We start from the raw sequence: 14,954 nt of genomic DNA on the forward strand, positions 1-14,954 counted from the left end.
TCGTTTAACACAAGTCGGGTTTTTTTATTTTTATTTCGAAAGTTCCTTATGAAACTGAAATCTAAATTCTAAATTCTGCCATCTGAGTTTTACAACTCAAATGCTTTTTTAGGATTGTTATCACACAACAACTCCAATGGGTTTTCTAGAGCTTCTTTTACGGCAACTAAGAAACCAACAGACTCACGACCATCGATAATTCTGTGGTCATAAGAAAGTGCCACATACATCATTGGGTGAATTTCCACTTTTCCGTTTACAGCAATAGGACGCTCGATAATATTGTGCATTCCAAGAATTCCAGATTGTGGAGGATTGATAATTGGCGTAGATAACATACTTCCAAAAACACCACCGTTTGTAATTGTGAATGTTCCTCCAGTCATATCATCAACAGTGATTTGTCCGTCACGTGCTTTGATAGCCAAACGTTTAATATCCGCTTCTACTCCACGGAAAGTCAAGTTTTCAGCATTACGAACCACAGGTACCATAAGTCCTTTTGGTCCAGAAACCGCAATGGAGATATCGCAAAAATCGAAAGCGATTTTGTGGTCACCATCCATCATAGAGTTTACGTCTGGATACATTTGCAATGCTCTAGTAACTGCTTTGGTAAAGAATGACATATATCCTAAACCAACTCCACCATGTTTCGCTTTGAATGCATCTTTGTACTCATTACGCAACGTATTAATCGGCGTCATGTTTACTTCGTTGAAAGTAGTCAACATCGCTGTTTCGTTTTTGGCAGCTACTAATCTCTCAGCAACTTTACGACGCAACATAGATAATTTAGTTCTTTCAGTACCACGAGATCCACCAGTAGGAGTTCCCATAGATGGCACAGCATTTACTGCGTCTTCCTTAGTGATTCTTCCTGCTTTACCAGTTCCTGTAACAGTAGCTGGAGCAATGTTCTTCTCGTCTAATATTTTTTTGGCTGCTGGAGATGGTGTTCCAGCTGCGTAAGAAGCAACAACAGGAGCCGCTTTTGGTCCCGAAGTTTCGGGATCTGCTTTTACTTCTGCTTTTGGAGCTTCGGCAACTTTTGCGGCCTCAACAGCTGGTGCTGAACCAGAAGGTTTTACTCCATCAGTATCAATATGGCAAACTACAGCTCCAACCGCAACTGCATCTCCTTCTTCCGCTTTTAGCGTAATAATCCCGCTTACTTCAGCTGGCAATTCAAGAGTTGCTTTATCAGAATCAACCTCAGCGATTGCTTGGTCTTTCTCTACATAATCTCCGTCTTTCACTAACCAAGTTGCAATTTCAACTTCTTTGATTGATTCCCCTGGTGATGGGACTTTCATTTCTAAAATCATACAATTTTTGTTTAAAGTTTAAATTGTTTAAAGTTTCAAGTTGTCTATATTAAACCTGAAACTTTAAACCTGAAACCATTTTTTTCTATCTAAATAAATTCTTGTCAAATACCATTCGTATAGCATCTGCCTGACGGCGTTTTGCTCTAGTATAACTTCCTGAAGCTGGTGCTGCATACGCTTTTAGCGAAGCCAATCTCCATTTTACCAAATCAAAGTTCATTAACATATAGCTGTAAGCTCCCATGTTTTTCGGCTCTTCTTGTGCCCAAACATAATCGTCCACATTTGGATATTGTGCGATAATGGCTTTTAATTGCTCCACTGGCAATGGGAACAATTGCTCGATTCTAACCACCGCAACATCTTTACGCCCATTATTTTCTCGCTCAGCAGTAATGTCATAATAGAACTTACCGGTACAGAAAACCAAGCTTTTCACATCGGCTTTGTTTACGGTAACATCATCAAAAGTCTCTTGGAAACATCCAGTTTCAAAATCTTCGATTGGAGAAACTACTCTTGGATCACGCAACAAACTTTTTGGTGTAAACACTATAAGCGGCTTACGGAAAGTAGTTTTCATTTGTCTTCTTAACAAATGGTAGAAATTCGCTGGAGTGGTACAATCAGCAACAAACATATTTTGTCTGGCACAAAGTTGTAAATAACGTTCCATTCTAGCCGAAGAATGCTCTGCTCCTTGCCCTTCGTATCCGTGAGGCAATAACATAACGATTCCGTTTTGGTTGTTCCATTTGTCTTCCCCGCAAGAGATGTATTGGTCAATCATAATTTGAGCTCCATTACTGAAATCCCCAAATTGTGCTTCCCAGATCGTTAACGCTTTTGGATTTGTCAAGGCATACCCATAGTCAAAACCTAAAACACCATATTCTGATAAATGGGAATTAAAAATATTGAACTTACCTGTTGCTCCTTCTAGATTGCTTAGTAAAGTAACTTCTTCTTCAGAATCTTCTACCTTAACAACAGCATGTCTGTGTGAAAAAGTACCACGCTCTACGTCTTGTCCAGAAATACGAACATCGTACCCTTCTTTCAACAATGAACCATAAGCCAAATGCTCGGCCATAGCCCAGTCTAGTTTATTGGTTTCGAAAAACATTGTTTTTCTGTCGTTGATTAACTTTTGGATTTTATTGATAAACTTTTTATCCGTTGGCAAATTACAGATTACATTGGCAATTTTAGTCAATTCTTCTTTCGGATAAGAAGTGTCTACTTTTTCAAGCATTTTCTTATCATTAACTTGTTCAAATCCGTTCCATTCATTTTTCATAAATGGAGTTATGATGGTCAAATCTTTTTTACGGGAAGCTTCTAAATTTTCTTCGAGATTCGATTTATATTCTTTCTCTAATTGATTTACATAAGTAGCATCAATAACACGCTCTGCCAATAATTTTTCGGCATAAATGTCTCTTGGATTTTGGTGTTTTGCTATGATTTTATACAAAACTGGTTGTGTAAAACGAGGTTCATCCCCTTCGTTATGACCGTATTTTCTATATCCTAATAAATCAATAAATACATCACGACCAAACTGCATTCTGAAATCTAATGCAAATGACATAGCATGAACCACCGCTTCGGCGTCATCTGCATTCACATGCAATACCGGCGAAAGCGTTACTTTGGCTACATCCGTACAATAGGTAGAAGAACGTGCATCAAGGTAATTGGTAGTAAATCCAACTTGATTATTAATTACAATATGAATCGTTCCTCCTGTTTTATATCCATCCAATTGCGCCATTTGTATGATTTCATACAAAATTCCCTGGCCTGCAATTGCAGCATCACCGTGAACGGCGATTGGTAAAACTTTAGAGAAATCGTTTGGAAAATATTTGTCTTGTTTCGCTCTTGTAATTCCTTCAATAACCGCACCTACTGTTTCAAGATGCGAAGGATTTGGAGCTAAATTAATGTTTATCTTTTTACCTGATCTCGTTACTTTATCGGCAGTAAGACCTAAATGATATTTTACATCTCCGTCAAAATATTCTTGATCGTAATCTTTACCGTCAAATTCTCCAAAAATATCTTGGGTTGATTTCCCGAAAATATTCGCCAAAACATTCAAACGACCACGGTGTGCCATTCCCATTACAAATTGTTCGACACCTTTCTCAGCAGCTTTCTCGATTAAAGCATCAAGAGCAGGAATTACCGATTCTCCACCTTCCAATGAAAAACGTTTTTGGCCTACGTATTTAGTATGCAAAAAATTCTCAAAAGAAACTGCTTCGTTTAACTTACCAAGAATTGTTTTCTTTTCGTCCGAAGAAAAAGTAGGTCGATTGTCATTTACACCCAATTTATTCTGAATCCATTCCACCACTTCCGGCTTACGAATGTACATGTATTCGATACCAATATGTTGACAATAGATGGTTTCAAGATGCGCTATAATTTCCCTAAGGGTACATGGCGCATACTTAAGCACTTTTGCCGCGTCAAATACAACGTCTAAATCAGAGATACTTAGTCCAAAATTTTCAATATCTAATGTAGGAGACGAAACCCTTCTGTCTCTTACGGGATTTGTTTTGGTAAACAAATGGCCTCGAGAACGATATCCGTCAATCAATTTTAATACGTTGAATTCTTTTTGAAGTTTTTCGGAAACATGGGTGCTTTCCATAGTACCATTCGCCACATTAGCGATATAGGCTACAGGATTTTCCTCGTTATAAGTTGTCATTCCAAAGTCGAAACCTTGAAAAAAACTTCTCCAACTAGGCTCAACGCTATCTGGATTTTCTAAATATTGATCGTATAATTGAGCGAAAAATTCGGTATGTGCTGCGTTTAAAAATGAAAACCTATCCATAATGTTATTGAATATACTTTGTTAAATAGTCCGGCAAAAATACGATAAAGCAATTTATTTAAATCAATATTTTACGTACTTTTACCTAAAAAATTGTTAAAAAAAAGCCTCTAATATGAAAAAAAACTCTTTTTCAGCTGTTACAAAGTTTATTTTTATGGCCATAATCTTATTATTCTCCGAAAACGTAATAGCTCAATATCAAACAGCTCCACAATCCAGAAACCCTTTTTGGGAAAAAGTCCAATTTGGAGGCGGATTGGGATTAAGTTTTGGCAGTGGTTATACCGATATTTCTATAGCACCAAGTGCCATATACAACGTAAATTCCTATTTGGCAGTTGGTTTAGGACTGCAAGGCAGTTACGTATCATCAAAAGGATATTATGACTCTGCTATTTATGGAGCCAGCATACTGACCTTCATTAATCCAATTCCTCAAATTCAACTATCCATAAATTTAAACGAATCTTATGTAAATAATCATTACGAAGCCTATTACGGACAAAATGGATATACTGATCAGTTTTGGAATACTGCATTATTCTTGGGAGCGGGATATCGTACTGGAAATGTAACTGTCGGGCTTTCCTATAATGTATTGTATGATGAAAACGACAATGTGTATGGAGACGCACTTACGCCTTTTGTGAGAGCCTATTTTTAAGAAAAACAGCCTGTTTGATTAGACCTGTCAGGTTTTAGAAACCTGACAGGTCTAATCAAACAAAAAACACTTAACGGTATTTATTTCTAAACCATACTTTTTGCCATTCCCTTTTTAGAATCAAAAAAGCAACTTCCTCTGCCAAAACCACTAAATCCGAACCGTCTAGTTTTTTTATTTCCTCTTCGGAAACATCAATGATATAGAGCAAATTGAGGTACTCTGCAAATTTGTGTTGAATGAGACGGTATATTTTTTCGTGCAGCTGAATTTTTAATTCGTTTGGCGAAAGACTCAAAGGGAAATCTACTGCTTCGTTGGCCAAATTAAAATCCTTATTCATTTGAGCAATCAAATTAACATAAAGCGTTTCTTTTTCAGCTTCTTGAAGTAGTAAATCGGTGTTTTGTGGTGCTATAAACATGGAGATTTCAGATTGAAGATTTTAGAATGCAGATTTTAGATTTAAACAAGGACTAAGTTTATAGAATTTTAGAAGTAATGGAGTAATCATAAAAGGTTTTAAAATTTAATTTAGACTCATACTTTTAAAATCTGAAATCAAAAATCGTTAATCCTAAATCTTAAATCTAAACTTCCCTCCCCATCAGGTTTTCCCCAAAAGTTCTTAACATTGCTTTTTTATCCGGTTCAATATTCATTTTTTCTAAAGTTTCAAAAGCTTTAAACGTATATTCCTTAATTGCATCTTGAGTAGCTATTGCAGCTCCAGATTGATTGAAAATAGTTTTGACTTCCTCTATTTTTGTAGTATTATCGTTTGAATGATTTTCAAATAAGTCATTCAATTGCTGTGCTTGATTAGCATTTGAAAACTCTACAGCTTTCAAATACAAATAGGTTTTCTTATTTTCGATAATATCTCCTCCTACTTGTTTCCCAAAAGTTTCCGGATCTCCAAAAGCGTCAAGGTAATCATCCTGCAATTGAAAAGCCAATCCCAAATGAAGTCCAAAATCATAAATCAGATTAGCGTTTTCTTCAGATGTTTTCGCAATAATCGCACCCATTTTCATGGCAGCGGCAACCAAAACGGCCGTTTTGTATTCAATCATTTTGAGGTATTCCGGAATCGTAACATCTTTTCGGGTTTCGAAATCGACATCCCATTGCTGACCTTCACAAACTTCAAGAGCCGTTTTACTAAACAACTTGGCCAAATCCCTAAAAACTGTTGGCTCATATTGCTCAAAATATTGGTAAGCCAATATCAGCATGGCATCACCCGATAGAATTCCGGTGTTGATATTCCATTTTTCATGCACAGTTTGCGAACCTCTTCGCAGTGGCGCATCATCCATAATATCATCATGCACTAAAGAAAAATTATGAAAAACCTCAACCGCCATAGCCGCAGGAAGTGCTTCTTTATAATCAGTATTAAAAACTTCGGCAGTCATTAATGTCAAGACCGGACGCATTCGTTTCCCTCCCAACCTTAATATATAATCTATAGGTGCATATAAATTTTCCGGCTTTTTATTAATCGTTTGACTTTCTAAATAAGTAATAAAAAATTCTTGATACTGATGAATAGCGTGCATATAATTATGTCTAGTTTACTTTTCCGTCGTCTTTAGAACTCAGGTTTCAAAGGCCCAAAGATACAATTCAAAAGTGATTATTCCTTTGCAAAACAGGGTAAAAAAGCGGCACAGTTTTTGAATATAAAAATATTTTTAAAAAAACATTGGAAACTTTGCTGGTATTTAAAGTTTCCTTCTTACATTTGCAAAAACATTGGAAACTTTATTGGTGTTTAAAGTTTCCTAAATGCATTTGCATCATCAAAAAACAAAAACACAAGGATACATCACTACTAAAAATAATAGCCATGGAAAATGAATGGGCAATTGATTCAAACGAATCAGACGTATTAATAAAATCTAGACATTCCCTAATTGACTATATGTCTGGGACAAAAAACAATTTCAAAGGACATGTTGCCATACAAAACAATGAACTGGAAGATGCTTCGATTGAATTTTCACTGAATGTGAATGACAAAGAAATCAATTCAACTAAAAAAAACAAAGATTTAAAATTGATTGATTTTTTTGACAAAAATGAATCTCCTGTTATAGAATTCAAATCGACTTCTTTTCAAAAAATAAATAAAAACATCAATTTCTTGAAAGGCTTTCTAACCATCAAGAACATTACGAAAGTGGTGGAATTAGATACTGAATTTATCGGATTCAATAATTACAATGGCGTTCAAAAAGCTTCATTTGAAATTACCGGAAACATCAACCGTAAAGATTTTGGACTGAATTACAATATGCTTTCCCAAAATGGAGGTTTTGCAGTAGGTAAAGACATCAAACTCATTGCCAACTTAGAATTTACACATTAAGAATAACCAGTTCTTACAAAGCATACAAAACCGAAACTCATTTAATAACTAACTTTTACTATAGTCTTCAATTCAAATTATTAATTGCAATAGGTTACCCACAAAATGAAAGATAAAATTATATCAAAAGCTACTGAACTATTCTTGAAACTAGGTTTTAAGAGTGTAACAATGGATGATATTGCCTGCGAAATGTGCATTTCTAAAAAAACAATTTACAAATATTTTTGCAATAAAGAAATACTCATTGCCGAAAGTACAGAAATACTACACAAAGAAGTTCACGAAATGATCGACACTATTGTAGCCAGAAATCACAATGCTATCGAAGAAAATTTTGAGATTCGAAAAATGTTTAAAGAAATGTTTAACGTTGTGGATACTTCGCCCATTTATCAATTAAAAAAACATTATCTAGAAATTTACAAGCAAGTACTTTCAAGAGAAATCAATCAATGTGACGAATGCTTTAGAGCCAATATTGCAAAAGGCATCGAGCAAAATTTATACCGCAAAGACTTGAATGTAGAAGCATACGCAAAATTTTATTACACATTAATTTTCAGTATCAGCGAAAACACCCAATCTGAAAAAGAAGCACAAAGATTAGAATTAGAAGCATTAGAATACCACACCAGAGCCATGGCAACACTTAGTGGAATAGCAGAACTAGAAAAACAATTACAAAACCCTAATATATTATGAAAAGAATACTTTTATTAACATTCTTAACCTTTGCGGTCACAGCAAAAGCACAAGAAGCAAAAACACTTACACTAAAAGGCGCCATAACGTATGCATTAGAGAATAAAGCCGATGCAAAAAAAGCAAAACTTGAAGTAGAAAATAGTGAATACCAAATTCAAGAGGTTCGTTCAAGAGCCTTGCCACAAATCACAGCGAACGGGAGTTTGACATACAATCCTGTTTTACAAACCAATGTAATTGATGGAGCAGCTTTTGGCGCACCAGGAACAACAATTCAAGCTTCTTTCGGACAAAAATGGACTTCGGGTGCTGGAGTTTCGTTAAGCCAAGTGCTATTTGACCAATCCGTTTTTACGGGATTGAGAGCGGCAAAAACGACTCGTGAATTTTACCAAATAAACAATCAATTAACAGAAGAACAGGTTATTGAAAGAGTAGCAAACAATTATTACTCTGTATATGTACAACGAGAAAGATTAATTTTATTGGATAGTAATTATGTTAATACTTCAAAAGTTAGAGATATCGTAAAAGGGCAATTTAATAATGGTTTAGCTAAAAAAATTGATTTAGACCGAATCGTAGTAAAAATGTCAAACATTGACACGGAACGTCAACAAATCAAAAATCAAATTCAATTACAGGAAAATGCCTTGAAGTTTTATATGGGAATGCCTATTGAAACTCAAATCGTGATTCCACAAACCGAATTTGAAGTAACACCGGCAGAATTGACCGAGGCTCCAAATACGGCCAACAGAACCGAGTATTTGCTTTTGAAAAAACAAGAAGAATTATTAGAGTTCCAAAAAACAGCCATTAAAGCCGAATACTACCCAACACTTTCATTGGTGGCAGGATACAATTATATAGGGCAAGGGCCTGAAATGCCGCTTTTTGCAAAACCTGAAAACGGTGTGTATTGGTCTGATTACTCCGCAATTGGATTGAATTTGAGAGTTCCCATTTTTACCGGTTTTGGAACTCGTGCCAGAGTAAGCCAAGCTGATGTAAACATTAGATCACTTCAAGAAGACATCAAAGACACCCAACTTTCACTTGATTTAGACTATAGAAATGCAAAAACTCAAATTGAGAACAACATTATAACCATCGGAAATCAAAAAGAAAATATGCGCTTGGCTGGAGATATTTTAAAAAATACCAAGAATAATTATCTTCAAGGATTAGCCTCATTAACTGATTTATTAGATGCGGAAAATGCATCACTTGAAGCACAAAACAATTATACCCGAGCAGTATTAGCTTATAAAATTGCAGAAATAACATTAATCAAATCCAAAGGAGAACTTAAAACCCTATTAAACTAAAAATAAGATGAAAAAAAACATAACAATCGTAGCAGTAATTTTGGGAGCATTAGGACTTATTGCTTTTACTTTAAATAAGAACAAAACGGAGAATAAAGCTAAAACTGATATTGTTGCCGAAAAAAATGCATCAGTATCCGTAAAAACAGCTCAAGTAAAAACCGAAGATGTTTCATTGGATTTCTTAGCCAATGGAAGTTTTGAACCGATTCAAGAATTGACTTTTTCGGCTGAAAAATCAGGGAAAGTGATTAGCGTTTTGGTAAAAGAAGGTGATTATGTAAATGTTGGACAAACATTGGTAATCGTTAGAAGTGACGTTATAAATGTAAATGCCCAAACGGCAAAAGCAACTTATGACAATGCAAAATCGGATTATGACCGTTATGAAAACGCTTTTAAAACAGGTGGTGTTACCAAACAACAATTGGATCAGACAAAATTGGCTTTGACTAATGCTGGAAACAACTTGAAACAAGCCAACATCAACGTTGGAGACACTAAAGTAAAAGCACCAATTAAAGGTTTTATCAATAAAAAATATATTGAGCCAGGTTCTATTTTAACTGGAATGCCTGCTACAGCGATGTTTGACATTGTGAATGTTTCTAAATTGAAATTAAAAGTTACCGTAAACGAAAGTCAAGTAGCCAGCTTAAAATTAGGAAACACCGTAAATATTACTTCAAGTGTATTTCCTAACAAAACATTTGCAGGTAAAATTACTTTTATTGCCGCAAAAGCTGATGAAAGCCTGAATTTTCCAGTTGAACTTGAAATCGCAAACAACGCTGATAACAGCTTAAAAGCGGGAATGTACGGAACTGCTAATTTTGGTTCTAAACAAAAACAACAATTAAAAATAGTTCCTAGAAATGCTTTCGTAGGAAGTGTGAGCAGTAATGAAGTTTTTGTTGTAGAAAACGGAATTGCAAAATTGAAAAAAATAACTTCTGGAAGAATTATAGGAGAACAAGTAGAAATAGTTGACGGATTATCTGATGGAGAAACTGTAATTATTACAGGTCAAATTAACTTGCAAGACGGTAATACAGTAGAAATTATTAAATAATTGATTTTAATAGTCAACAATAAAAACATATGAAATTAGCAGAAATATCCATAAAACGTCCGTCGATAATAATTGTATTATTTACGATTCTTACCCTTGGCGGACTGTTCAGCTATAGCCAGTTAGGCTATGAATTGATTCCTAAATTCGAACAAAACGTAATTACCATTTCGACTGTTTATCCTGGAGCTTCTCCAAGTGAGATTGAAAACACGGTTACCAAAAAAATTGAAGACGGAATTGCCTCTTTAGAAAATATCAAAAAAATTGATTCCAAATCATACGAAAGTTTATCTGTAGTTTCGATTACGTTGACAACAAAAGCAAAAATTGATGTTTCGATGAATGACGCACAACGAAAAATCAACGCCCTTATCAGTGATTTACCAGATGATGCCAAAACACCGGCGTTAACCAAATTCTCGTTGAGTGATTTACCAATTATGACCATTGGCGCCAATGGTAAAATGGACGAAGCTGCTTTTTATGACTTAATTGATAAAAAAATTGCTCCCGTTTTATCCCGTGTTACCGGTGTGGCGCAGGTAAACATTATTGGTGGTCAAGAAAGAGAAATTCAGGTGAATCTTGATGCGGTAAAAATGCAGGGTTATGGACTTTCGGTTCCACAAGTACAGCAAACTATTTTGTCATCCAACTTGGATTTCCCAACAGGAAACATCCAAACGCGTGACCAAAAAATATTAATTCGTCTTGCCGGAAAATATAAAAATGTTGAAGAACTAAGAAACTTGGTTGTATCCTCTAGAGGTGGAATTGAAATTCGTCTGAGAGACATTGCAGATGTACAGGACGCTCAAAAAATTGCCGAGAAAATTTCTCGTGTCGATCAAAAAAGCGCTATTATTTTACAAGTAATTAAACAATCAGATGCTAATGCCGTAGCGGTAAGTGAGCAATTGCTTAAAAGTATAAATAACTTAGAAAAGGATTATAAGACCAACGCTTTAAAATTAGAAATCGCCAAAGACAGTACGGTTTACACTCTAGAAGCTGCAGATTCTGTACTTCACGATTTAATGATTGCGGTAGTTTTGGTAGCCTTTGTAATGTTGTTCTTTCTACACAGTATCCGTAACTCATTGATTGTAATGGTATCGATCCCTGTTTCGTTAATTGCAACCTTCATTGGAATTTACCTAATGGGATATACTTTAAACTTGATGAGTTTATTAGGATTGTCATTGGTGGTTGGTATTCTGGTCGATGATGCCATTGTGGTATTGGAAAATATCTACAGGCACATGGAAATGGGCAAAACCCGTGTTCGTGCCGCTTTTGACGGAACAGCCGAAATTGGTGGAACCGTAACTTCGATTACTTTGGTAATTGTAGTAGTGTTTTTACCAATTGCAATGAGTTCTGGATTAGTATCCAATATTATTACACAGTTTTGTGTAACGGTAATTATTGCAACATTATTCTCATTGTTGGCTTCGTTTACTATCATTCCGTGGTTGTCTTCTCGTTTTGGAAAACTAGAACATATCGAAGGGAAAAACTTGTTCGGAAAATCTATACTTGGATTCGAAAGTTTATTAACTCGTTTTACAAACTGGGTTACCGAAATATTACACTGGTGTTTGGATCATTATTTCAAAACAATTGCTGTTGTACTAGTCTTGTTTTTCGGATCAACTATCGGATTAATGGGTGGTGGTTTTATTGGTGGAGAATTCTTTGCCTCTTCTGATAGTGGGGAGTTCTTGGTTCAAATCGAAATGCCTAAAGACGCTTCATTAGAACAAACCAACTTTATGACCCAAAAAGCAGAAGCATTCTTGACAAACCAAGAGTATGTTCATAGCCAGATTACGACTGTAGGACAAACCAGTGAAGGTATGGGTGCTTCGCAAGCTACTGCCTACAAAGCCGAGATTGATGTAAAAATGATTGACCAAGCAGAACGTTCAGATGATGCTTCAGTATATGCTGCAAAAATCAAGCGTAAATTGGAAAAAGTATTGGTTGGAGCCAAAGTAAAAACAGTTCCAGTTGGTATTTTAGGTACTGCCGAAAATGCAAAACTTGGATTGATTGTAACAGGACCTTCTACTGCAGCCGCTATGGCTTTTGCTAAATTAGCCGAAGCTGAATTGCGTACTATTCCAGGAACAACCGAAATTAAATTAACCGTTGAAGATGGAAATCCCGAAATCAATGTACAGGTTGATCGTGATAAAATGGCCGCGTTAGGGCTAACACTGCAAACAGTGGGTATGACTATGCAAACTGCTTATAGCGGTAACACCGATGGGAAGTTTAGAGCTGGTGAATACGAATATGACATCAACATTAAATACAATGCTTTCGACAGAAAAAACATTACCGATGTGAGTAATTTAATTTTCGTCAACAGTGCTGGACAACAAATTAAATTGTCCCAATTTGCTAAAATCTCTGAAGGTTCAGGACCTAGCCAATTGGAACGTCGTGACAAATCGGCTTCGGTAACGGTGCAGGGTCAAAACGTTGGGGTTCCAACGGGAACAATTGTAACGCAATGGCAAGCCAAATTGGACAAACTTAAAAAACCGGTTGGTGTAAATTATATTTGGGGTGGTGATCAAGAAAATCAAAGTGAAGGTTTTGGTACTTTAGGAATCGCTTTATTGGCCGCTATTATCTTGGTTTACTTGGTAATGGTAGGTTTGTATGATAGTTTTATGCACCCGTTTGTGGTTTTGTTTGCTATTCCGCTTTCGTTTATTGGAGCGATGCTAGCTTTAGCGTTAACGAATAATACTTTGAATATATTTACCATTTTGGGTATCATTATGTTGATTGGTCTAGTGTGTAAAAATGCGATTATGCTTGTGGATTACACCAACCAACGAAGAGCCGCTGGCGAAAGCATCAGAACGGCTTTGATTCAAGCCAATCACGCTCGTCTTCGTCCAATTTTGATGACGACCATTGCGATGGTTTTCGGTATGTTCCCTATTGCATTGGCTTCTGGTGCTGGTGCTGAATGGAAAAACGGTTTGGCTTGGGTAATTATCGGAGGACTAATTTCATCATTATTCCTAACCTTGATTATTGTTCCTGTGATTTATGAAATCATGGAGAAAATCAAGGCCAAATTATCTAAAGGAGAAAAAGTGGATTATGAAGCCGAAATGGTTGCCGATTACGATCACAAAGAATTAAGCGAGGATGGTTTTAATCCGAAACATACGCTTTAATACCTGAATTTAATTTTAAAATAAAGAAGCCACCAGAAATCTGATTTTTGGTGGTTTTCTGTTTTTGTAGGAATGGAATTAGTATATTTGAAATATCATCCTTTAACAACCTAATACAGATTCAAAACCAAATGGTTGTATATGTAAAAATTTGTTTAATATATACAAGTTGATGGCTCGTGTCACTAGCAGGAATAACATTTTTATTCATGAGTTTCAGAAACTATGAATTATTCAAACTTACAAAATAACGATAATCTACAAGAAGAAATGGAAAACATGAAACAAGCCCAACTTGAAACCCCCGCTCCGCAAAGTCTCATGACTTTGCGCCTTTTTTTTAATGTTTCTTAAAAATTGTAAACATGATAAAAGTCTCCCGACTTTTTCCGTAAATACCTTAAGAATCCAATTTGTTTTCAGGTTTATAAAAAATAAAGATAATCAATACAAATTGTATTTAGTAAAAGAATTTGGGTTCAAAACGTCAACAATGGGATTGTCTGCTTTTTCTATTTTTAGTAATCCTGTATCGTAAACATAATTACTGGCGCTCGAATAAATGTATTGCGATGCTTTCTCAACAATTCCTGCTCGTACAGGGTTTAGATGAATGTAATCTAATTTTGACCACATGAACTTGTTTGTGTATATTTCTTCAGGATGATTGCCATACTGCCAAAACTGATAATTTTTGTTTCTGGAATGACTTTCGGTTGCCAATTTAAAGCGTTCCAACATCCATTCTCTTCGACTCTCATTCTCGATTTGAATTTTTTCTAAGATTTTGGTTGCTATAAATTTTTTGAAGTCACGAATTAAATCCGAAAGTTTACCGTCACCGGATTGAACAATTAAATGGATATGATTACTCATAATAACATAGCCATATAAAACCATCGCTTTGTTTGCAATACAATAATCTAAACACTCAATAACTGTATCTCTATATGTTTTTCGAGTAAAAACATCAATCCAATCGACTACAGTTGCCGTTATAAAATGCGGTAAAGTTTGATCTCTTATGACATAGCCTTCTTTAGTTGTTGTACTACTTTGAATCATCCTGAACTTTTATTTGAAATACGGTAATTTATTTCACCTATAATTCAAATATAGAAAAAAAACCACAAAACAAAAGATAGCTACTTTCTGGTTTTTCTTCTCCAATTATTTGTAAAACAAAAATTTATCAATGATGTTTTCGGAAAAAGTCGGGAGACTTTTATCATATTTTAAGCCTTAAACAACTAAAAAAAAAACGCAAAGTCATGAGACATTTGCGTAGCGCGTAGAGACCAACACTCGGGAACTCGGTTTCAAATATATTTGGAAGTCCTTTTTTTATGGAGTTATATGTAATTCATTATTTCAAAAAAACGCTAATTACCTAATTTTAAATACA

General features: G+C 35.3%; 11 protein-coding genes. 6 read left to right on the forward strand and 5 right to left on the reverse strand.

Translation table 11 applies throughout. The features are described from left to right. Positions 1 to 89: 89 nt before the first annotated feature. Both odhB and DB891_RS12780 read right to left on the reverse strand, forming a co-directional pair. Positions 90 to 1,328 carry a 2-oxoglutarate dehydrogenase complex dihydrolipoyllysine-residue succinyltransferase gene (gene odhB / locus DB891_RS12775; RefSeq protein ID WP_116763968.1) on the reverse strand — a complete coding sequence of 413 codons (1,239 nt, stop codon included), beginning with the start codon at positions 1,326 to 1,328 and terminating at the stop codon, positions 90 to 92. 85 nt (positions 1,329 to 1,413) lie between these two features. Next, entirely contained in the window at positions 1,414 to 4,188 is a 2,775-nt protein-coding gene (locus DB891_RS12780) for a 2-oxoglutarate dehydrogenase E1 component (RefSeq protein WP_116763969.1), read from the reverse strand. Positions 4,189 to 4,303: 115 nt separating this feature from the next. Between DB891_RS12780 and DB891_RS12785 the strand changes: the two genes are divergently transcribed. After that, complete coding sequence (locus DB891_RS12785; RefSeq protein WP_116763970.1) at positions 4,304 to 4,855, forward strand: hypothetical protein; 552 nt, start codon at positions 4,304 to 4,306, stop codon at positions 4,853 to 4,855. 70 nt (positions 4,856 to 4,925) lie between these two features. Here DB891_RS12785 and DB891_RS12790 read toward each other — a convergent pair whose 3' ends face one another. Together DB891_RS12790 and DB891_RS12795 are read right to left on the reverse strand one after the other, a co-directional pair. Next, positions 4,926 to 5,279: a hypothetical protein gene (locus DB891_RS12790; protein ID WP_116763971.1), complete on the reverse strand. Its 354-nt coding sequence runs from the start codon at positions 5,277 to 5,279 to the stop codon at positions 4,926 to 4,928. A gap of 166 nt (positions 5,280 to 5,445) precedes the next feature. Then, positions 5,446 to 6,420 carry a polyprenyl synthetase family protein gene (locus tag DB891_RS12795; RefSeq protein WP_116763972.1) on the reverse strand — a complete coding sequence of 325 codons (975 nt, stop codon included), beginning with the start codon at positions 6,418 to 6,420 and terminating at the stop codon, positions 5,446 to 5,448. Between the two features lie 290 nt (positions 6,421 to 6,710). Here DB891_RS12795 and DB891_RS12800 point away from each other — a divergent pair, with 290 nt between their 5' ends. The 5 genes from DB891_RS12800 to DB891_RS12820 all read left to right on the forward strand — a co-directional run bounded on the left by DB891_RS12800 (position 6,711) and on the right by DB891_RS12820 (position 13,549). After that, the gene (locus DB891_RS12800; protein WP_116764015.1) at positions 6,711 to 7,232 is read left to right on the forward strand and encodes a YceI family protein; all 522 of its coding nucleotides are present in this window, start codon (positions 6,711 to 6,713) and stop codon (positions 7,230 to 7,232) included. 105 nt (positions 7,233 to 7,337) lie between these two features. Beyond that, positions 7,338 to 7,937, forward strand: coding sequence for a TetR/AcrR family transcriptional regulator (locus DB891_RS12805; protein WP_116763973.1), 600 nt, complete (start codon positions 7,338 to 7,340; stop codon positions 7,935 to 7,937). After that, positions 7,934 to 9,271 carry a TolC family protein gene (locus DB891_RS12810; RefSeq protein WP_116763974.1) on the forward strand — a complete coding sequence of 446 codons (1,338 nt, stop codon included), beginning with the start codon at positions 7,934 to 7,936 and terminating at the stop codon, positions 9,269 to 9,271. Before DB891_RS12805 ends, DB891_RS12810 begins: the two co-directional genes overlap by 4 nt. 7 nt (positions 9,272 to 9,278) lie before the next feature. Beyond that, a complete protein-coding gene (locus DB891_RS12815) occupies positions 9,279 to 10,343 on the forward strand; it encodes an efflux RND transporter periplasmic adaptor subunit (protein ID WP_116763975.1) in 1,065 nt (354 codons plus the stop codon). A gap of 29 nt (positions 10,344 to 10,372) precedes the next feature. Beyond that, entirely contained in the window at positions 10,373 to 13,549 is a 3,177-nt protein-coding gene (locus tag DB891_RS12820) for an efflux RND transporter permease subunit (RefSeq protein WP_116763976.1), read from the forward strand. Positions 13,550 to 13,993: 444 nt separating this feature from the next. Here the strand turns inward: DB891_RS12820 and DB891_RS12825 are convergent, their stop codons facing one another. Further along, complete coding sequence (locus DB891_RS12825; RefSeq protein WP_116763977.1) at positions 13,994 to 14,614, reverse strand: REP-associated tyrosine transposase; 621 nt, start codon at positions 14,612 to 14,614, stop codon at positions 13,994 to 13,996. Between the last annotated feature and the right edge of the window lie 340 nt (positions 14,615 to 14,954).

Source organism: Flavobacterium laiguense (genome assembly GCF_003097655.1).
Taxonomy (GTDB): Bacteria; Bacteroidota; Bacteroidia; order Flavobacteriales; family Flavobacteriaceae; genus Flavobacterium; species Flavobacterium laiguense.